At 57.7% G+C, this 21,263-nt stretch carries 15 protein-coding genes and 1 other annotated feature; of the genes, 7 read left to right on the plus strand and 8 right to left on the minus strand.

All coding sequences use genetic code 11. From position 1 onward, the window contains the following. Positions 1-10 precede the first annotated feature (10 nt). Both leuC and ACGHP1_RS02720 read right to left on the minus strand, forming a co-directional pair. Positions 11-1,270, minus strand: a complete 1,260-nt coding sequence (gene leuC, locus ACGHP1_RS02715; RefSeq protein WP_005942255.1) for a 3-isopropylmalate dehydratase large subunit — start codon at positions 1,268-1,270, stop codon at positions 11-13. A gap of 32 nt (positions 1,271-1,302) precedes the next feature. Then, entirely contained in the window at positions 1,303-2,955 is a 1,653-nt protein-coding gene (locus ACGHP1_RS02720; protein WP_223388166.1) for a 2-isopropylmalate synthase, read from the minus strand. A 249-nt stretch (positions 2,956-3,204) separates the two neighbouring features. Continuing rightward, positions 3,205-3,472 (minus strand) — a binding site (T-box leader). A 235-nt stretch (positions 3,473-3,707) separates the two neighbouring features. Here ACGHP1_RS02720 and ftsH point away from each other — a divergent pair. From ftsH to ACGHP1_RS02740, 4 genes are all read left to right on the plus strand, one after another. Next, complete coding sequence (gene ftsH / locus ACGHP1_RS02725) at positions 3,708-5,546, plus strand: ATP-dependent zinc metalloprotease FtsH (RefSeq protein WP_154255886.1); 1,839 nt, start codon at positions 3,708-3,710, stop codon at positions 5,544-5,546. Positions 5,547-5,717: 171 nt separating this feature from the next. Then, a complete protein-coding gene (locus ACGHP1_RS02730) occupies positions 5,718-6,353 on the plus strand; it encodes a hypothetical protein (RefSeq protein ID WP_044953740.1) in 636 nt (211 codons plus the stop codon). A gap of 173 nt (positions 6,354-6,526) precedes the next feature. Beyond that, the gene (locus tag ACGHP1_RS02735; protein ID WP_005942271.1) at positions 6,527-7,231 is read left to right on the plus strand and encodes an ABC transporter ATP-binding protein; all 705 of its coding nucleotides are present in this window, start codon (positions 6,527-6,529) and stop codon (positions 7,229-7,231) included. Further along, complete coding sequence (locus tag ACGHP1_RS02740; RefSeq protein ID WP_390507587.1) at positions 7,228-10,500, plus strand: FtsX-like permease family protein; 3,273 nt, start codon at positions 7,228-7,230, stop codon at positions 10,498-10,500. The genes ACGHP1_RS02735 and ACGHP1_RS02740 overlap by 4 nt, the downstream gene beginning before the upstream one ends. Positions 10,501-10,684: 184 nt before the next feature. On the opposite strand, the gene ACGHP1_RS02745 is transcribed toward ACGHP1_RS02740, so the two are convergent. Then, positions 10,685-11,416: a biosynthetic peptidoglycan transglycosylase gene (locus tag ACGHP1_RS02745; protein WP_294648530.1), complete on the minus strand. Its 732-nt coding sequence runs from the start codon at positions 11,414-11,416 to the stop codon at positions 10,685-10,687. Between the two features lie 392 nt (positions 11,417-11,808). Between ACGHP1_RS02745 and ACGHP1_RS02750 the strand changes: the two genes are divergently transcribed. Next, positions 11,809-11,940 carry a hypothetical protein gene (locus tag ACGHP1_RS02750; RefSeq protein ID WP_005942280.1) on the plus strand — a complete coding sequence of 44 codons (132 nt, stop codon included), beginning with the start codon at positions 11,809-11,811 and terminating at the stop codon, positions 11,938-11,940. 111 nt (positions 11,941-12,051) lie between these two features. Beyond that, positions 12,052-13,341: an O-acetylhomoserine aminocarboxypropyltransferase/cysteine synthase family protein gene (locus tag ACGHP1_RS02755; RefSeq protein WP_005942283.1), complete on the plus strand. Its 1,290-nt coding sequence runs from the start codon at positions 12,052-12,054 to the stop codon at positions 13,339-13,341. A gap of 129 nt (positions 13,342-13,470) precedes the next feature. Here the strand turns inward: ACGHP1_RS02755 and ACGHP1_RS02760 are convergent, their stop codons facing one another. Further along, the gene (locus ACGHP1_RS02760; RefSeq protein WP_390507591.1) at positions 13,471-14,358 is read right to left on the minus strand and encodes a LysR family transcriptional regulator; all 888 of its coding nucleotides are present in this window, start codon (positions 14,356-14,358) and stop codon (positions 13,471-13,473) included. Between the two features lie 140 nt (positions 14,359-14,498). On the opposite strand from ACGHP1_RS02760, the gene ACGHP1_RS02765 reads away from it, so the two are divergent. Next, on the plus strand, positions 14,499-16,523 hold the full coding sequence (locus ACGHP1_RS02765; RefSeq protein WP_390507594.1) for an FAD-dependent oxidoreductase: 2,025 nt from the start codon (positions 14,499-14,501) through the stop codon (positions 16,521-16,523). A gap of 69 nt (positions 16,524-16,592) precedes the next feature. Here ACGHP1_RS02765 and ACGHP1_RS02770 read toward each other — a convergent pair whose 3' ends face one another. From ACGHP1_RS02770 to ACGHP1_RS02785, 4 genes are all read right to left on the minus strand, one after another. After that, positions 16,593-17,459: a carbohydrate ABC transporter permease gene (locus ACGHP1_RS02770; RefSeq protein WP_097774020.1), complete on the minus strand. Its 867-nt coding sequence runs from the start codon at positions 17,457-17,459 to the stop codon at positions 16,593-16,595. 2 nt (positions 17,460-17,461) lie between these two features. After that, positions 17,462-18,433, minus strand: a complete 972-nt coding sequence (locus ACGHP1_RS02775) for a sugar ABC transporter permease (protein WP_337680099.1) — start codon at positions 18,431-18,433, stop codon at positions 17,462-17,464. A gap of 102 nt (positions 18,434-18,535) precedes the next feature. Further along, positions 18,536-19,972 (minus strand): twin-arginine translocation signal domain-containing protein, encoded by a 1,437-nt coding sequence (locus ACGHP1_RS02780; protein ID WP_005942293.1) that lies wholly within the window; start codon positions 19,970-19,972, stop codon positions 18,536-18,538. Between the two features lie 85 nt (positions 19,973-20,057). Next, on the minus strand, positions 20,058-21,065 hold the full coding sequence (locus tag ACGHP1_RS02785) for a LacI family DNA-binding transcriptional regulator (protein ID WP_390507597.1): 1,008 nt from the start codon (positions 21,063-21,065) through the stop codon (positions 20,058-20,060). Positions 21,066-21,263 lie beyond the last annotated feature (198 nt).

Genomic DNA, 21,263 nt, shown 5'->3' on the forward strand with positions numbered 1-21,263 from the left:
TCCTTTCCGATCAGACCGTGCGGGGGTCGGTGATGCAGCCGGTCAGTGCGCTGGCGGCGGCGGTGGCGGGAGAAGCAAGGTAGACCTCGCTCTTCACATGGCCCATGCGGCCCACAAAGTTGCGGTTTGTGGTGGAAACGCAGCGCTCGCCCTCGGCCAGAATGCCCATGTAGCCGCCCAGACAGGGGCCGCAGGTGGGGGTGGACACGATGCAGCCTGCATCAATAAAGGCAGTGGTCCAGCCGCGCAGGATGCATTCCTTGTAAACGGCCATGGTGGCGGGGATGATGATGCCGCGCACGCCCTTGGCAATGTGCTTGCCCTTGAGCACGTTGTAGGCGGCTTCCATGTCCTCCAGACGGCCGTTGGTGCAGCTGCCGATCACAACCTGATCGATCTTGATGTCCTTGCCCTCGCTGGCAAGGTGGGTGTTCTCGGGCAGGTGGGGGTAGCTGACGGTGGGTTCCAGCTTGTCCAGATCGATCTCAATGGTCTTTTCGTACTCGGCATCCGGGTCGGCCTCAAAGAACACCGGCTCACGCTGGCTGCGGCCCTTGAGGTAGCTGCGGGTCACATCGTCCACAGGGAAGATGCCGTTCTTGGCACCGGCTTCGATGGCCATGTTGCAGATGCACAGGCGGTCGTCCATCGTCAGGCTGGCAACGCCCGGGCCGGTGAACTCCATGGATTTGTACAGGGCACCGTCCACACCGATCATGCCGATGATGTGCAGGATCAGGTCCTTGCCGGAGACGCGGGGGCCGAACTTGCCCTTGAGCACGAACTTGATGGCAGAGGGCACCTTGAACCATGCCATGCCGGTGGCCATGCCGGCAGCCATATCAGTGGAGCCGACACCGGTGGAGAAGGCACCCAGTGCACCATAGGTGCAGGTGTGACTGTCCGCGCCGATGACGCAGTCGCCTGCGGTCACGATGCCTTTTTCCGGCAGCAGAGCGTGCTCAATGCCCATCTGGCCCACATCGTAGAAGTTAAGGATGTCGTATTTGTTGGCGAACTCGCGGCACTGCTTGGACTGGGTGGCGCTCTTGATGTCCTTGTTGGGCACAAAGTGGTCCAGCACGATGGCAATGTGCTCTTTGTCGAACACACCGTCAAAACCGGCCTTTTCAAACTCGTTGATGGCAACCGGGGTGGTGATGTCGTTGCCCAGTACGATGTCCAGCTTTGCATTGATGAGCTGGCCTGCCTTGACCTCGGCAAGACCGGCATGTGCGGCAAGAATTTTCTGCGTCAGGGTCATTCCCATGATGGTACTCTCCTTTTATCGAAAAAATGCTTTTACTTATTATTGATGGCGCTCACCAGTGCCTTGATGCCGGCCACGATGATATCGGTATCCGTACCGGCACCCCATGTGACGGTGTTATCGCCCCAGACAAGGCCGACGTAGGAGGCAGCGCGGGAGGTGGAGCCTTCGTCCAGACTGTGCTCGGAGTAGGTCTCGAGGTGGAACTCCATGCCGGTGGCGCTCTGGATGGCGTTTGCCACAGCGTCCAGACGGCCATTGCCCACCGAGGTGACCACCTTGCGCTGACCGTTCAGCTCCAGCGTGACGGTGGCGGTGATGCCGCCCACCTGTGCAAAGTGGGCTTCCAGAACGTTGAGCGGCTTGCAGCGATTGAGGAAGGCATCCTCGAAGATGTGCAGCACCTCGTTTGCGCTCAGCTCCTTGTGGCTGTGGTCGGAAACGCTCTTGACCTTGTAGCCCAGCGCCTCGCGCATCTTGGGCGGCAGGTTGTAGCCGAAGTTCTGTTCCAACACAAAGCCGATGCCGCCCTTGCCGCTCTGGCTGTTGATGCGGATAACATCGGCATCGTAGGTGCGGCCGATGTCGTGGGGGTCCACCGGGATGTAGGGGCAGGTCCAGCGGTGTTCGCCATGCTCCTTGCGGTAGGCCATGCCCTTTGCAATGGCGTCCTGATGGCTGCCGGAGAAGGCGGCGAACACCAGCTGACCGGCGTAGGGGGTGCGCTCGTAAATGTGCATCCGGGTCACCCGCTCGTAGGTGGCGCAGATGTCCGGCATATCGGAGAAGTCCAGCTTGGGGTCCACGCCGTGGCTGTACATGTTCATGGCCAGCGTCACCGCGTCCACGTTGCCGGTGCGCTCGCCGTTGCCGAACAGGCAGCACTCCACCCGCTGTGCACCCGCCAGCACGGCCAGCTCTGCGCAGGCCACGCCGGTGCCGCGGTCGTTGTGGGGATGGGTGGAGATGATCACGCTGTCACGGTATTTCAGGTGCTTGTCGCAGTACTCGATCTGGTTTGCATAGACGTGCGGCATGCTCATTTCCACGGTAACGGGCAGGTTGATGATCATGGGACGGTCCGGGGTGGGCTGCATGATGTCCAGCACGGCGTTGCACACATCCACGGCGTAGTCCACCTCGGTGCCGGTAAAGCTCTCAGGGCTGTACTCGAACAGGAAGTTACCCTCGTACTCCTGACTGAGCTGCTTGACCAGCTTTGCGCCGTCGGTGGCGATCTTCTTGATCTCCTCCTTGCTCTTGTGGAACACCTGCTCGCGCTGGGCCACAGAGGTGGAATTGTAGAAGTGGATCACCGCGCGGGGAGCGCCCTTGACGGCCTCGAAGGTCTTGCGGATGATGTGGTCGCGGCACTGGGTCAGCACCTGCACGGTGACATCCTCGGGGATCATGTTCTTCTCGATCAGGGTGCGCAGGAACTCGTACTCGGTGTCGCTGGCGGCAGGGAAGCCCACCTCGATCTCCTTGAAGCCGATCTTGACCAGCATCCGGAAGAACTCCAGCTTTTCCTCAAGGCTCATGGGCACGATCAGGGCCTGATTGCCGTCGCGCAGGTCCACACTGCACCATGCGGGGGCTTTTTCAATGTGATCCTTCTTTACCCAGCTGTCATAGCCTGCGGGTACCGGGTAGTAACCCGGAGCGTACTTGGTTGCGTCCATCATTTGCGCGTCCTCCCAAACAATTTACACTTCTTGCTCCATGCTCTTTGTGAGCGTCCTTGCCCTCTCAGTCTCACATTCGTTCGACAGCTCCCCCAAGGGGGGAGCCCTTGGCAAAACCGAAAACTTTGCCGTACTGCCAAGGCCTCTCACTTTGGGAGAGGTGGCACGGCGTAAGCCGTGACGGAGAGGGCAAGCCTGCTTCCAAAAGGCAGATATACGAAAAGGCTCTCGTCTTTCAAGGCGAAAACCTTGAGAGACGAGAGCCTGTAAAGTTCAAACTACAGGGCACCCGTGGTACCACTCTCTTTGCTGCGCCTTTGGGCACAGCCGCTTTGCACGATCGGCTTTTTGCGGCGAATCGCTGTCCTTGTAACGGTGGACATCCGTCAGAGCCTACTTGTGTGTTCAGCCCTGCCGCTCAGGGGCCAGTAACCGAAACCCTCTGCACCCGCCTTGCACCACCCGGCGGCTCTCTGTACGCAGAAGAAAATCGTTTTTTCCCCGTCAACGCATTTGTGCTTTTTTCAAAGTGGACTAAGTTTAGCATGATTCGCGGGCAGTGTCAAGCAATCTGACTCATTCTCAAAATGAAACAATTTCACAAAATAAGGGGCAGAATTTTCCAAAATTATGCACGAGGCGTTAATGTTAACAATTTGCTAAGTTTTTGGAAAGTTGTGCTCGAATTGCTGTTGCGCCCGGTTTTACTGTGCTATACTACTTGCATCAGGAACCAAAGGAGGAATTGCCACATGAAAGAAGTCAAACCTTCCAAAAAGCCGCTGGCGATCTACTACGCCATTGTGCTGGCGGTCCTGCTGCTGCTCAACCTTGTGCTGCTGCCGTGGATGAGCGAGCGTCAGGTGGAGGAAGTGGACTACGGTACCTTTATGACCATGACCGAGGAAAAGAACATCGGCCGTGTGGATATCGAATCCAACCAGATCATTTTTACCGATAAAGAGGAAAAGCAGGTCTACAAGACCGGCCTGATGAACGACCCGGAGCTTACCCAGCGCCTGTATGATGCCGGAGCACAGTTTTCCAGCGAGATCGTGGAGCAGGGGTCGCCGATGCTCAATTTCCTGATCTGGTTCCTGCTGCCCATCCTGTTGTTCAGCTTCATCGGCAACCAGATGAACAAAAAGCTGATGGAAAAGGCCGGCGGCGGCCCGGGGTCCATGATGTTCGGCGGCGTGGGCAAATCCAATGCCAAGGTCTATGTGCAGTCCACCCACGGCATCCGCTTTGCGGATGTTGCCGGTGAGGATGAAGCTAAGGAAAACCTGCAGGAGATCGTGGATTACCTGCACGACCCCGGCAAGTACGAGAGCATTGGCGCATCCATGCCCAAGGGCATTCTGCTGGTGGGCCCTCCGGGCACCGGCAAGACCATGCTGGCTAAGGCCGTGGCAGGCGAATCCAACGTGCCGTTCTTCTCCATTTCCGGCTCTGAATTCGTGGAGATGTTCGTGGGCATGGGCGCATCCAAGGTGCGCGACCTGTTCCGGCAGGCCAAGGAAAAGGCCCCCTGCATCGTGTTCATCGATGAGATCGATGCCATCGGTCAGAAGCGCAACAGCGGCAATCTCGGCGGCAACGACGAGCGTGAGCAGACTTTGAACCAGCTGCTCACCGAGATGGACGGCTTTGAGAGCAACACCGGCGTCATCATTCTGGCGGCTACCAACCGCCCGGATTCGCTGGACCCGGCGCTGACCCGTCCCGGACGTTTTGACCGCCGTGTGCCGGTGGAGCTGCCCGACCTTAAGGGCCGCGAAGAGATTTTGAAAGTGCACGCCAAAAAGGTGGCGCTGGCCCCGGGCATCGACTTCAACACTGTGGCCCGCATGGCTTCCGGTGCATCCGGTGCGGAACTTGCCAACATTGTCAACGAAGCAGCTCTGCGCGCTGTGCGTGCAGGCCGTAAGAGCGTGACGCAGGCCGATCTGGAGGAGAGCATCGAGGTGGTCATTGCAGGCTACCAGAAGAAGAACTCCATCCTCACCGACAAGGAAAAGTGCATCGTGGCCTACCACGAGATCGGCCATGCACTGGTGGCGGCCAAGCAATCCAACTCTGCCCCTGTGCAGAAGATCACCATTATCCCCCGCACCTCCGGCGCACTGGGTTACACCATGCAGGTGGACGAGGGCAACCACTACCTGATGAGCAAGGAAGAGCTGGAAAACAAGATCGCCACCCTTACCGGCGGACGCGCCGCCGAGGAAGTGGTGTTCCGATCCATCACCACCGGTGCCTCCAACGATATCGAGCAGGCCACCAAGCTTGCCCGCGCCATGCTTACCCGCTACGGCATGAGCAAGGACTTTGACATGGTGGCGCTGGAGACCGTGAACAACCAGTATCTGGGCGGTGACACCTCGCTGGCCTGCTCGGCGCAGACCCAGCGCGAGATCGACCAGAAGGTGGTGGAGCTGGTCCGGGCCCAGCACGAAAAGGCTGTCCGCATCCTGACCGACAACCGCGCCAAGCTGGATGAGCTGGCACAGTATTTGTACCAGAAAGAGACTATCACCGGCGAGGAGTTCATGGAGATCCTGAACCGGGAACCGGCACAGGCCCAGTGACCCCGGCGGCAGAGCTGCCAAAAATTTTTTTTAGCCTGCTGCAATAATCCCGCCGCCGCATCCGTTTATAAGACAGATGCGGCGGTTTTGTATTACACCGCATGGCAGACCATGGTTTTCCACAAAACAAAAATGTGCGGTGCAAAACCGCCGTCAACGGAGGTATTCCAAATGAAACTGAACCATAAATTTGTCCGTACCGTCACCACCACCGCTGCAGTGCTGGGTGCTGCCGCCATGCTGAGCGTGGGCGCATTTGCCGCAGAGGCAGACATCAACGACCCTGCTGCCGCAGGCTATCTGCCCCCGCAGGAGCAGATGGTGCAGGGGGATATCGCCCTGCACAGCGCCGATGTGGCGATCGGCGAAAAGGACCCCACCTACGGCGGCTACGGCGCACCGGAGGGAAACCCCATTCAGGGCAATATCATGCTGATCTCCGGCGATGAGCTGGCCGCCCCGTCCGCAGATGCAGCGGCGAAAAAGAGCGAGGCCCGTTACACCGTCAAGGGCCTGTTCGGCAGGGAGGTGCTGTACACTGCCCGCCAGAAGGACAGTGTGCTGACGCTGGATGTGCCCGCCGGTTCTGCCACCTTCCGCACCACCGTGCAGGACATGCAGACCCTGCTGAACGAGGGTGTGAGCACGCTGGTGGTCCAGACCGAGAAGGGCTCCACCACCCTGAACCTGTCTCTGCTGGTGGAGGGCCAGAAGGGCACCGACCGCGTGGTGCTGCGCCGACTGGGCGAAAACACCTTCCTCACCGTGGGCCTGCGCTGCCGCCGCGATTTGATCGTGGGGCGCTGACCGCTGAGATCAAATGATGAAAGGGCTGCTGCACGCAGGGATGTGCAGCGGCCCTTTTTGCGCTTTTCTGTTAAGTTTTTGAAAATTTGCGCAGATGTCTTTGCAAAGTCTGCCGGGAGATGTTATAGTTAAATTGAAACAGTATGCATTCCCGATAGAAAGGAAAAAACGCCATGGAGCATTTTGTGGAGTTTGAGGACGTTTGCAAATATTATCAGACCGGCAGTGTGAAGATCGCCGCCGCAGACCACCTGAATTTCTATGTGGATAAGGGCGAGTTCTGCATCATCGTGGGGCCTTCCGGCGCAGGCAAGACCACCCTGCTGAACATCCTTGGCGGCATGGACAGCTGTGACGAGGGCAACGTCTGGCTGGACGGCCAGAATGTGAGCCACTTTACCGCCAGAGAGCTGACGACTTACCGCCGGTACGATGTGGGCTTTGTGTTCCAGTTCTACAACCTTGTGCAGAACCTGACCGCACTGGAGAACGTGGAGCTGGCCAGCGAGATCTGCCGCGACCCGCTGGACCCCAAAGAGACCCTGCGCAGCGTGGGTCTGGGAGAGCGGCTGAACAACTTCCCGGCCCAGCTTTCCGGCGGCGAGCAGCAGCGGGTGTCCATTGCCCGCGCACTGGCCAAAAACCCCAAGCTTCTGCTCTGCGACGAGCCCACCGGTGCACTGGATTACAAGACCGGCAAGCAGGTGCTGGCCCTTTTGCAGGATACCTGCCGCCGCACCGGCCGCACGGTGATCGTTATTACCCACAACACCGCCCTGACGGCGATGGCAGACCGCATCATTCAGGTGCGCAGCGGTAAGATCGTCTCCAATCAGGTCAACGAGCATCCTGTGCCGGTGCAGGAGATTGAGTGGTGAGAGCTGTGCTGAAAAGTTATCGTAAAAACATCCTGCGGGAAATGAAGGACAACCTGAGCCGCATGGTCTCGCTGTTCGGCATCGTAGCGCTGGGCGTGATGATGCTGACCGGCCTGATGAGTTTTGCGCCCAGCATGCGCATCGCTGGGCAGAAATACTACGTGCAGCAGAACGTGTTCGACCTGCGGGTGCTGTCCACGCTGGGCCTTTCGGAGGAGGACATTGCCGCCATTGCCGCCGTGGACGGCGTGGAGGCTGTGCAGCCGGTGAAATATCAGGACGTGGAGGCCCAGTGGCAGGGCCAGAGCGAGACGGCGGTGGTGCGCCTGCAGCAGCTGCCCGCCGACCCCGGGGCCGACACGGCAGAAAATATGAACCGTCTGGTGCTGCTCTCGGGCCGGATGCCTGAGGCCCCGGATGAGTGCGTGGTGCATGTGATGGGCTACGGCGACCCGGTGGAGCCGGGCACGGTGCTCACCCTGCCGGAGGACACCGAACATGTGAACCGGAAGCAGTTCACGGTAGTGGGCACCGTGCAGGACCCGCAGCATTTTTCCACGGACAAGGAGAGCAGCACCGCCGGTGACGGCCAGCTGGATGATATTGTGTTCCTGCCGGAGGGCAGCCTGACCACGGATTATTATACGGCGTGCTATCTCAAAGTAAAAAATGCCGGCCTGTATGATAATTACTCGGACGCGTATCAGGCAGCAGTGGATGACACAGCCGCAAGGGTAAAGGCCATCAGCGGCGCACAGTGCACGGCCCGGCGGGCGGAGCTGATCGAGGATGCCAGTGCAGAGCTGGCCGATGCCCGGGCCGAGTACAACGACAAAAAAGCCGAAGCAGACCGTCAGTTTGCGGAGGCAGAGCAGCAGCTGGCCGATGCACAGGCACAGCTAGACAGCGCCAAAGCCCAGCTGGACGCGGGCGAAGCGGAGCTTGCCGCCAACAAAAAGGCCCTGCCGGACACCATGCAGGGCGGTGCGGACGAGCTGGTGAGCGGCGAGGAACAACTGCTGGAATTTGAGGATCAGCTGCAGCAGATCGAGATGCTGGTGAACCTGAAAAAGGTGGCCGACCCGCTGCTGGGCTATGCCGAAACGGCTCTGCACAACGCGCAGAAGGCGCTGGACGAGGCCGAACCCGCCGACGAGGAATACACCGACCTGCGGGATGCCCTGCAGAAGGCGCAGGATGCTTACGACAACATCAGCGGCCAGCTGAACGGCTATCAGGCCCAGCTGGACGAGGGCAAGCGCCAGATGTATGCACAGGGGCTGATCTCTTCGCCCAGCCTTTCCAACGAGCAGCTGGTGACTGAGGCAAAGGCAGCACTGCGCCAGATGAAGGTAAAGCTTCTGCAGGGGCAGCTGCAGCTCACCACCGGCACGGCCACAGCCTACACCCAGTTTGATGCGGCACGCACCCGGCTGGACGAAGGCTGGCAGCAGTACAACGACGGCGTGCAGCAACTGGCCGATTCCCGCGCGGAGTACGAGAGCCGGAAGGCCGAAGCCGAACAGCAGCTGGCCGACGGCCTTGCCCAGCTGAACGATGCCGAGGAGCAGGTGAGCCAGATCAAGAGCGGCGAGTGGTATGTGCTGGACCGCAGCTCCACCGTGAGCTTTGTCACCTTTGAGCAGTATGCCGATCGCATGGATGCCATTGCACGGGTGTTCCCGGTGTTCTTCTTCCTGGTGGCGGCGCTGGTGGCCACTACTACTATGACCCGCATGGTGGACGAGAACCGCCTGCAGCTGGGTACTCTGAAAGCTCTGGGTTACTCCAACGCAAAGATCGCAGGAAAGTATCTGTTCTATGCCCTCAGCGCCAGCGTGCTGGGCAGCATCGTGGGCATGGTCATCGGTTTTGTGGTGTTCCCGCTCATCATCTGGTATGCTTACCAGATGATCTTCAGCATGTCCACCTTTACGCTGCACTTTTACCCCGGCATGGCGGCAGCCAGCGTAGCCATCAGCGCGGCCGTCATCGGTTTTGCTACATGGAACGCCTGCCGTGCCAGCCTGAAGGAAAAGACTGCAGCTTTGCTGCTGCCCCGGGCCCCGGTGGCAGGCAAGCGCATCTTTTTGGAGTACATCACCCCGCTGTGGCAGCACATGAGCTTCTCCCAAAAGACCACAGCCCGCAACCTGTTCCGCTACAAAAAGCGCTTCTTCATGACAGTGCTGGGCGTGGCAGGCTGCACGGCGCTGCTGCTGATCGGTTTTGGCATTCAGGATTCCATCCTGCCCATCGTGGACAAGCAGTCCGGGCAGCTGACCCACAACGATCTCACCATCTCGCTCAGCGATGAAAAGGCGCTGACCATGGAGCAGGGCCTTGCCGACACGCTGGACAGCAGCAGTGCGGTCCGCAGCTGGGGCGCGTTCTACACAAAGTCCACCACCCTTTATAATGAAGAGGGCGGGAGCGCCGATGTCAGCATCGTAGGCGCGGAGGACGATGCCCGGATGACCGAATACTTCACCTTCCGCACTCGGGTGGGCCACGACCCCATTCCCTTTGAAGAGGACAGCGTGATCCTGACCGAAAAAACGGCCCTGAATCTGGGGCTGAGCGTAGGCGATACGTTCTATGTGGAGGCAGCAGACGGGAGCCGCGTGCCGCTGGTGCTGACCGGCATTACCGAGAACTACATGTTCACCCGGCTGTATCTGTCCGGTGCACAGCTGGAGAGCCTGCTGGGCGGCACACCGGAGTGGAATACTGTGTACGGCCTGACCGGCTGTACCACCGAGGCGGAGTACAACGCCCTGCGCACAAAGCTGCTGGACTGCAACTATGTGAGCAGCGTCAGCTTCACCGAGGACACCACCTCCATGTTCGGCAGCCTGATCGGCAGCCTGAACTACGTGGTGGTGCTGATCATCGTGTGCGCGGCGGCGCTGGCGGCGGTGGTGCTGTACAACCTGATCAGCGTCAACCTTGCCGAGCGAAAAAAGGAGCTTGCCACCATCAAGGTTCTGGGCTTCTATGACAAAGAAGTGTACCGCTACATCTTCCGCGAGATCGAGCTTTTGTCCCTCATCGGCTCCGGCGTGGGCCTGCTGCTGGGCGTGCCGCTGCACCGGTTCATCGTCCTGACCGTGGAAATGGATCAGCTGATGTTTATTCGCACCATTGCACCCCACAGTTATCTGCTGGCAGTGGCATTGACGATGCTGTTCACCTTTGTGGTGTGCTTTGCCATGCGGCGGCATGTGCGGCATATCAGCATGGTGGAAAGCATGAAAGCGCCGGAGTGAGTTTACAAAATCTTCATAAAAAGAACATGGTTTCGCAGAAATTCTTTGGTATGATAATGCTACCGACAGGCGGGGCCGCAACCGCCTGAACGGGTAACATGATTCCTCCTTTACCAAATCAAATACCGCAAAACAAAACACCGCGCCTTGTCTGATCCGCAGCAGACAGGGCGCGGTGTTTTGTTTAAACCGTTAAGTTTTCAGCATCTGCGGCAATGGCATCGGCCTGCTGCTTGGTGAGCACGCGGCATTTGACCATCCGCTTGAGCACCACCTGCATCCGCTTGAAGGCAAGCTCCGGGCTGCTGGCGTAGGTGGAAGGCGCGTTGGGCATACCCGCCAGATAGATCGCTTCGGCATCGGTCAGCTGGGCCGGTTCCTTGCCAAAGTAGCCCTCGGCAGCTTCTGCAATGCCATAATACCCGCTGCCAAAATAGATGGTGTTGGCGTACATCTCAAAGATCTGCTGCTTGGAGTAGGTCTTTTCAAGATCAAAAGCAGCAAGCATCTCGGCAGCCTTGCGGGCCAGATGCTTGTCCTGCGTGAACAGCTCGTTCTTGGCAAGCTGCTGGGTCAGGGTGCTGCCACCCTCGGCCAGCGAGTGGGTGCGCAGGTCGGCCAGCAGGGCGCGGGCAATGGCCCCCGGGTCGATGCCCTTGTGGGTCATAAAATGCTCGTCCTCGGTGCAGATGACTGCGTTAATATAGATCTGCGGCAGCGCATCGTAGGAAGTATAGCTCCCGCGGGCACAGATGGTGTCGTACATGGAAGCCACTGGGTAACTGCTGGCGGCACTGCGGTACAGCTGCCTGCCCTGATAAAAGAACCAGCCGCCTGCCAGCAGCCCGCCAAGCAGCAGGATGCAAAGAACAACGAGCAGGCTCTGCTTTAAAAAATGAAAGAAACGATGCAGCATCGAAAAAACTCCTTTGATGATAAAAAAGAACGCTACCATAATAAACGATTTGCAGGGCGTTTGCAAGGAACAGCTTTAGTATAACAACAAAATTTTAAGGTTTTATCAATGGAAAAATAAAAATTTTCGAAGAAGCAGAAGTGTTGCTCCTGTTGGAACTGCACAACGGGATGCTGCAAATGCGGGCTTTGCATCGTGCAGAAAACTCAATTTGCAAAAAACTGGAATTAACCTATTGACAAACTGGGTAAGAGGGAATATAATGCAAACAACAAATCCACAAACCTAGTGGGAAAAAGAAAGCAAAGGTTTTGCTTCCCGGTACAGAGCAGATAGAGGTGCCGGTTTGTAGATGAGTGGGAAAGAGTTTTACGGGAAAGGAGGGCACGGATATGAAGCTGATTTGGAACGACCTGCTGCATGCAAACTTCCGCTGTGGGCGAATGTGCGGTGACCGGGCAGAACATCTGGCTGTGAACTGTACGATGCCCTCTTGCTGTGCACGAATGTGTACCCGAATGTGACGTTGACAGAATAGCTTTGAATTGTGTTTGCCCGGTGCGCTTATGTATCACGCATCGGGTTTTTTGTATCAGGAAATTATACTAAAAGTACAAATAGAGAGGTAAAATACTATGTCTAACTATAAATTTGAGACCCTGCAGCTTCACGTTGGCCAGGAGCAGGCCGATCCTGCAACCGATTCCCGCGCAGTGCCCATTTACCAGACCACTTCCTATGTGTTCCGCAACAGCCAGCACGCAGCAGACCGCTTTGGTCTGGCAGATGCCGGCAACATCTACGGCCGCCTGACCAACTCCACGCAGGACGTGTTCGAGAAGCGCATCGCTGCTCTGGAGGGCGGCGTGGCTGCTCTGGCAACCGCCTCCGGTGCCGCTGCCATCACCTACACCATCGAAGCACTGGCACAGGCCGGTGACCACATCGTGGCTCAGAAGACCATCTACGGCGGCAGCTACAATCTGCTGGAGCACACCCTGACCCAGTTCGGTGTCACCACTACCTTTGTCAATGCACACGATCTGGCTGAGGTGGAGAATGCCATCCAGCCCAACACCAAGGCCGTCTATCTGGAAACTCTGGGCAACCCCAACAGCGATATCCCCGATATCGATGCCATTGCAGCCATTGCGCACAAGCACGGCCTGCCGCTGGTCATCGATAATACCTTCGGCACCCCGTACCTGATCCGTCCCATTGAGCACGGCGCAGATATCGTTGTTCATTCCGCCACCAAGTTCATCGGCGGCCACGGCACCACGCTGGGCGGCATCATCGTGGACAGCGGCAAGTTCGACTGGAAGGCAAGCGGTAAGTTCGGCAACATTGCTGACCCCAACCCCAGCTACCACGGCGTTTCCTTTGCCGATGCAGCAGGCCCCGCAGCTTTTGTCACCTACATCCGTGCGATCCTGCTGCGTGATACCGGTGCCACCATTTCGCCGTTCAACGCCTTCCTGCTGCTGCAGGGTACCGAGACCCTGAGCCTGCGCATCGAGCGCCATGTGGAGAACACCAAGAAGGTAGTCGAGTTTCTGGCAAACCACCCGCAGGTGGAGAAGGTCAACCACCCCTCCCTGCCGGATCACCCGGATCACGCCCTGTACGAGAAGTACTTCCCCAATGGCGGTGCATCCATCTTTACCTTCAACATCAAGGGCGGCCGCGAGGAAGCATTCAAGTTCATCGATAACCTGAAGATCTTCTCCCTGCTGGCAAACGTTGCTGATGTGAAGAGTCTGGTCATCCACCCGGCTTCCACCACCCACAGCCAGCTGAATGACGAAGAGCTGGCCGAGCAGCAGATCTATCAGAACACCATCCGCCTGTCCATCGGCACTGAGCACATCGACGATATCATTGCTGATCTGGAAGCAGGTTTCGCAGCCGTCCGCGGCGAGTAAATCTTATCCCCTTAAAACCTCCGACAGAATGTGTATGCCTTGTTTTTTCTCCTGATCTCTTCTAAAAATTCCTTATATCCTAGACACAGCAAAAGGCTCCTGCCCATTGGGCGGGAGCCTTTTGCTGTGTTACCATTTTACGTCGTATGCGGCACAGGCGGTCTTTATAAATTCGCGTACCTTGCGGTCGGTGCAGCCGGAGCGCCATGCAATGCCAAACTCCGTATCCAGCACCGGCTCCAGCGGCACAGTGGTAAGGCCCGGCAGCGGTACATATACAAAATCCGGCATCACAGCAAGGCCTACATGGCCCTGGATCATAGGCAGGGCATGCTCCGATGAACTGCTGAAGTAGTACACAGCCTGCGGGCATTTCTGACGGATCAACTCCTGCGCAGTGGTCATACGGGCGGAAATGTGGGCCATATCCAGCAGAATGAGCACCTCGCCGTTGAGCTGTTCCAGTGTGACAGTTTTGTGCTTTGCCAGCGGGTGCTCCTCGTACATCACGCACACCATTTTTCCGTGATACAGGCTGCGGTATTCCAGAATACTGTCCGCAGGCAGGTCGTCCCGGCTGTCAAACACGATGTCCGGTACACTTTTGTCAAAGGAGCGGGACCACTGCGGCCCGGAGCGCGCATCGTTGAGGATATGCACCTGCGGGCAGCGCTTCTGGTACTGCTGGTAGATCTGCGGCAGTTTCTGAATCTGCATACTGCCGCTGTAGCCTACATGCAGCTCTTCACTGAACAGGGCCTGCGTGTTCTGCGCACGCTGCACAGCAAGGGTGAGCCGGTCCAGTATGTCCACGGTGTCGTGGTAAAAGGACTCACCGGCGCTGGTCAGGGCCACTACATGGCGGGTGCGGTCAAACAGGCGCACGCCCAGTTCGTTTTCCAGTGCATGGATCTGGCGGGAGACAGCGGGCTGTGAGATATAAAGGGTCTCGGCAGCGCGGGCAAAGTTGAGCTGACGAGCGACTTCAATAAAGCAGCGCAGCTGGGTAAAGGTCATGGCGAATCCTCCTGTAATAATTTTCTTGTTATCAATAATACAGCAAAAGCATTATCAATACAAGAGAAAGCTTGCTATAATATTAACGAAGGGCCGAAACAAGACCGGCCAACACACAAACAGAACAAGGAGAAAGAAAAATGGCAAACGACATGAACCGCCGCGGCTTTTTGAAGTACGCGGCTGCCAGTGCACTGGGCATGGGCGCACTGGGCGTGATGACCGGCTGCAGCAGCAAGGAGACCGCATCTTCTTCTGCCGCCAGCACTTCCGGTGCTGTGTACACTCCCGGCACCTACACCGCTTCCGCCGAGGGTTACGGCAGCGATGTGACCGTTACCGTCACCTTTGACGAGACCAGCATTACCAACGTGGTGGTGGATTCCTCCGGCGAGACTGAGAACGTGGGCGCTGCTGCCGCCGAAAAGCTGGCAGACCAGGTGCTCAGCGCACAGAGCAGCGCCATTGACGGCGTGACCGGTGCCACCAAGACCAGCAAGGCTGTCAAGCAGGCTGTGGCCGACTGCATCAGTCAGGCCAGCGGCGGTGCCATCGTGGAGGGCGGCGACGTGGCCGTGACCGACGATGTGACCGTGGGCGGCAATACCGACTGGCTGGGCACCGCTCCGGAAGTGGCCGAAAGCGACATCACCGAGACCATCGAGACCGATGTTCTGGTGGTGGGCGCAGGCAATGCCGGCCTGATGACCGCTGCCCGCGCTGCTTCTCAGGGCGCAAAGGTGCTGGTGATCGAAAAGGGCATGAGCAGCATGAACGAGCGCCACTGGATCGGCGCTGTGGGCACCACTGCTGCCAAGGAAGCCGGCGTGGAAGTGGACAAGAACAAGCTGGTGGCAGAGCTGTGCCGCTACGCCAGCCACCGCTGCGACGAACGCCTGATCCGTCTGTGGGTGAACCGCAGCGGCGAGGCCATGGACTGGTACCAGGAGGTGGTCAAGCAGTACAACCCGGACGTGAAGTTCCACATGGAGTGGGACGTGGGTAAGGGCGGCCACGATACCTACTATGTGCCCGCCACCATGCACAACTTCCAAGATGATATCCCGGAGCACGATTACAGCTCTGCCACTGCAGAATACGGCTTTGCCAGCCTGCAGCAGTGCGTCACCGACAATGGCGGCGAGATCGTGTACGAGGTCGCCATGGTCAAGCTGGAGCAGGACGGCGGCAAGGTGACCGGCGTGATCGCCAAGGCGGGTGACGGCCACTATATCCGCATCAAGGCAGCCAAGGGCGTGGCCCTGTGCTGCGGCGGCTACGCAGCCGACAAGCAGATGCTGGCCACCCTGAACCCGGATGCTTACCAGAGCATCGTTGGTTCGGATGCATCTGCACTGGACACCGGCGACGGCATCCGTGCTGCTATGTGGGTGGGTGCTGATAAGGACCCCGACCCCACTGTGATGCTGTTCGACCGCGGCATCATTGCCCCGAACGAGACTGTGGACGGCAACTGGGAGAAGTCCGGCTACATGCATCTGGGCAGTGAGCCTTGGCTGAAGGTGAACCTGAACGGTGAGCGCTTCAGCAACGAGAGCGTGCCCTACGATTTTATCCTGCACGCAGCCTTTATGGAGCCGGGCCATCTGTACAACACCATCTACGACAGCAACTGGATGGAGCATGTCAAGCAGTTCCAGCAGATCGGCTGCGCCCGCATTGAGCCGAGCCAGAGTGGCGGCAAGCTGCAGATCTTCAGCTGGGAAGCTGAGCAGGGCCTGCTGGCCGGCATGGAGCAGGGCGGTCTGATCCAGAAGGCCGACACGCTGGAAGAGTTGGCCGAAAAGCTGAACATGCCCGCCGATGCCTTTGTAGCTACTGTGGAGCGCTACAACGAGCTGTGCGCCAAGGGCGAGGACGAGGACTTCGGCAAGGAGAGCTACCGTATGCTGCCGCTGGAGAACCCGCCGTATTACGGCTGCCGTCAGGGCGCTACTGTGCTGTGCACGCTGGACGGTCTGCGCATCAACACCAAGATGCAGGTGCTGGATACTGAGGGCAACCCCATTGAGGGCCTGTACTCTGCAGGTGACTGCAGCGGCGGCTTCTTTGCCCACAATTACCCTGAGTACATCGTGGGCGTGGCCATTGGCCGCACCCTGACCGAGGGCTATCTGCTGGGCGACGAGCTGGCAAAGGCCTGAAAATAACAAACAACAAGAGGGTCCCGGAATTTTCTCCGGGACCCTCTTGTTGTTTGCGGCAAAATGCCGTCAGCCTTTCACGCCGCCCAAAGCAACACCGCGGACGATGAACTTGGAAAGCAGCAGGTACACGATGATGACGGGCAGAATGGCGATAGCCACCATCATGTAAACCTTGCCCATATCAAACTTGAGGAAGTCTGCACTGCGCAGCTGTGCAATCAGGATGGGCAGGGTCTTTTTGTCGGCGCTGTCCAGCACCAGAGCGGGAATGAAGTAGTTGTTCCAGCTGGCCACGAAGGAGAAAATGGCCTGCACTGCCAGAGCGGGCTTCATAATGGGCAGCACGATCTTGTTGAAGGTGTAGAACTCGCCTGCACCGTCGATGCGGGCAGCCTCTACGATCTCCATGGGAAGGGAAGCGTCCAGATACTGCTTCATGAAGAAGAACACGGTGGGCGCTGCAATGCTGGGCAGAATCAGCGGGATAAAGCTGTTCTTCAGGCCCATCTTGGTGATGAGCTGCAAAAAGCCCAGAGCGGACACCTGCGTGGGCATGGTCATGATCAACAGGATAATGGCGAACGCGGCCTTTTTGAATTTGAAGTTATAGGCGTAGATGCCGTAGGCCGTCAGGGCCGAGAAGTACACGCTGAACGCCGCCGAGCAGGCGGAGACGATCAGGCTGTTGCGGATGCCGGTGATGACAGGGATGTTAGCATCGGCCAGCACGTTCTGGAAGTTGGTGATGAGCGATTTGCCCGGCAGCAGCGAGAAGCCTTTCTGGATCTCGAAGTGGGTGCGGGTGGAGTTGATCACCAGCACATAGAAGAAGAACAGGCACAAAAAGCTGATGAGCACCAGCACCAGATAACACCATGCGCGGCGTGCAGCCAGTGTTGCTTTTTCCGATTGATTTCTAGGAGTGTGTGCCATAATCATTTCCCTCCTTTTGCTGCCTTTTTGGCGGCGTTCAGTTCTTTGCGCTGGGCGCGGGTCAGGCCGTCATCCTCCTTGGTAAGGGAGAAGTAGACCACAACGCACAGCACTGCGCACACGAGGAACAGCACCACCGAGACTGCACCGGCCATGCCGTAGTTCTTGCTGAACAGGTGGTTGTTCAGGTACATGATCATGGTGGTGGAGGTGCGGTCCGGGCCGCCCTTGCCGTTGGTCAAAATCTGCGGCACATCGAACATCTGCAAGCCGCCGATCATGGAGGTGATCATGACGTAAACAAGGATGGGACGGATCAGCGGAATGGTGATCTTCCAGAACATCTGGTTCGGGGTGCAGCCGTCTAGTTCAGCCGCTTCGTACAGGGTGGGATCCACGCCCATGATCGCAGCCATCAGCATGATGGTGGTGTTGCCGAACCACATCAGGAAGTTCATCAGGCCGATCAGCCCGCGGTTGCCCCACACGGTGTTCAGAAAGCTGATGGGTGCATCAATCCAGCCCATGCTCTGCAGCACGGCGTTCACCGGGCCGTTGTCCGAGAACAGCGCGAAGAACAGCATTGCAAAGGCGGAGGCCATAATCAGGTTGGGCATGTAGATGACCGTCTTGAAGAAGGTCTGGCCCTTCAACTTCAGGCGCAGATCGGTGAACCATGCTGCCAGCAACAGGGAAATGGCGATCTGCGGGATAAAGCCGATGATCCACAGGATCAGCGTGTTGCCAAAGTACTTGGGCAGATCGGTGGCGAACAGGGTAATGTAGTTTTTCAGGCCCACAAAGCTGGGGCCGATGATCTTCAGGCCGCTGCGGTAATATTCAAAAAAGCTGTAGTAAATGGTGGATGCCAGAGGGATCAGCTGGAATACCGCGAAGATGATGAAGAACGGCGCAATGAAGATGTAGCCCCATTTCGCGTAGCTGATCGACCCTTTCTTTTTCTTTTCTCCCATAGGATCGCCTCCTGATAAATTTGCGGAAAGAACAGGGGCGGGCGGGAACAGCGTCCGGCCCGCCCCTGCGTATTCACTTTTCCGTTTTAGGGTCGGCTGCTATTATGCGGGCCACACCACGTCGGTCAGCTCAGGATACTTCTCCTTGATAGCGGTCTCGAAGTTTGCCTTTGCGGTATCTTCGTCCACGTTGCCGGTAAAGTAATCCTTGAATGCATTCTGGAAGCTCTCATTCAGGCCCTGATCGTACGGACCGGCGTTGGACATATCGATCTTGGCTGCAGCCTCTGCAAACAGAGCGATGTGGTTCTGGCCGCCCAGGAAAGCGGAGCTGTAATCGCTGTTTGCGATCTCGTTCATAGCCTTCTCGTTGTTGGTGTAGTCCTGCGTATCCATGGTGATCTGCTTCATGATAGCTTCATCGCAGGTCAGCTTCTGCATAACATCCTTAATGGTCTCGATGTTGTCGCTGCCGGCTGCGCCGCAGATCCAGGTGCCGCCCCAGTAGTAGGGCTGAGGGCCTTCGCACACAGCGTAATCGCCGTAGATACCGTTGCCAACTTCTTCCTTGCCGCCCTCAGCGACAGGAGTCTCCAGCGAGTTGCCCAGCAGGGTGAAGTTGATGCCCCAGGTGGAGTAGAAGAAGCCGAACACCTTACCGGTGGGACCCTGATCGGCTGCCCACTGGCTGTCCCACAGGCTGGACTTGTTGTTATAGCCCTTATCGGTGTACTCCTTGGTCTGATCGACCCACTTCATAATGTTCTCATCAACGGTAACGGTAGTGCCGGTGACCCACGGAGCTGCCACGTTGTTGGAGAAGGTGCGGTATGCATCATCAAAGCCGGACAGCATCTTGTAGCCCTTGGCGGCTGCCTGTGCAGCTACATCATTGAACTTATCCCAGTCGGACAGGTAGGTCTGCACTTCGGCGGGATCATCGGTGCCCAGAACATCCTTGGCAATGCTGCGGCGGTATGCAAACAGACCGGGAGTTGCCTGCCAGGTGGTGCCGCGCTGGCTGCCGTCCACACTAACGATGTCCTTGGTGTACTGGTACTGGCCAGCCAGATCGTCGTCGGTCAGGCCGATGTCTGCCTTGACATCCAGAACGTAATCGGAATCCACATACTTCAGAGCATAGTCAGCCTCGATCAGGAAGATGTCGATCTTGTCGTCATCAGCAGCGCTGTCCTGACTCAGCAGGGCTTCGTCCAGCTTGTTCTGATAGTTGTTGTTCTCGTTGGCATTGATGGTCCACTTCACAACGGTGCCATCCTTCAGGGTGGTGGTGGACTTGTCGGCTGCGATCTCGGAAACTTCCGGATAGTAGTCGTTGAAGCGGCTCTGGAACTCATCATTCCAGCACCAGATGTTCAGCACCTTGCCCTGTGCTGCGGGAGCAGCGGAAGCAGCAGAGGAAGCCGGAGCAGAAGAAGCGGTGCTGGTGGAAGAAGAACCACCACAGGCAGCCAGAGCTGCACCAATGGTCACGGCACCGGAAGCGAGCAGGAAATTACGGCGAGAGATCTTTTTCATAAGGGTAAACCTCCTTCATGGTTTTCCATTATTTGCAAAAGTGTTCTTCATAAAAGGTTCCGTAGCAAGAGCCTTTAGAGACATATTAAAGAATGCTGACCGACCCGCCGTCCAGCAATTTGCCGGAAACGCGGATCTGTTCGGGCAGGGTCACTCTTGGATGCTCGATCAGCTCAATGAGCTTGTCGGCAGCCGTGCGGCCCAGCGCGGCGGTGTTCTGCTGGTAAGTCACCAGCTGAGGCTTGACCACCCGGGAAAGGTAGATGCCGTCGTAGCCCATCACCGAGATGTCCTCGGGGATCGAAAGCCCTTTTTCGCTGATGGCGTTGTAGCCGCCCAGCGCGGAGAAATCGTCCGGGAAGATGATGCAGGTGGGCGGCTGCGGAAGCTCCAGCAGCGCTTTGGTCTCGGCGGCACAGCGGTCAGCATCATGGTAGATGCCCTCCCGCACATAAGCTTCCGGGATCTTCAGGCCCAGCTCTTCGCAGGCCTGATAGAAACCTGCAACGCGGTTCTCGGTAACGGCGGTTTTTTCGCCGTGGATAAAGGCGATGCGGCGGTGGCCGCAGGCCCATGCCTGCCGCACCAGTGCCTTCAGGCCGAAAACGTTATCCGAGAGGATCGCCATGCGGTTGTTGAACACATGATCGATCGTGACCACCGGCACCTCGCTGTTCACCAGCTCCACCACCTGCGGCTCGTAGAAGTTCACGCAGGCGATCACCACGCCGTCCACATTGCGGTAGCGGCAGTGCTCAAGGTAGCTCATGCTCTTGCCGCTGATATTGTGGTTGATAAAGGTGATGTCGTAGCCGTGTTTCTCGGCTTCCACCTTGAAGCTGTCCAGCACGGCGGAAAAGTATTCGTGGGTCAGGCCGCTCTGCCGTTCATCCACGAACAGAACGCCCAGATTGTAAGTACGGTTTGTTTTCAAGGAACGGGCGGCAGCATTGGGCAGGTAGCCCATACGGTGCGCTGCGGCCCGCACCCGTTCTCGTGTGGCAGGCGAGATATCCGGCTGGTCGTTCAGCGCCTTGCTGACCGTTGCCACCGATACGCCGCATTCCTTTGCCAGATCTTTCAGGGACGGCATCGCTCGTTTGCCTCCTTCCGAAGAACGTTTTACGGGGGATGTTCTCCGTCAAGTCCTTAATCGTTTTCGCAATTTCATGATAGCGTATTTTGTACGAAAAATCAAGCTCAAAAGAATAACTTTCATTGCTTTTGGCTCAATTTTGGCGTTTTGTTCGTTTCTGAAGAACCGAAATTGTGCATCTTGGATGGGTTTCGT

The organism is Faecalibacterium sp. i21-0019-B1 (assembly GCF_042852915.1).
In the GTDB taxonomy this organism is placed as follows: domain Bacteria; phylum Bacillota; class Clostridia; order Oscillospirales; family Ruminococcaceae; genus Faecalibacterium; species Faecalibacterium taiwanense.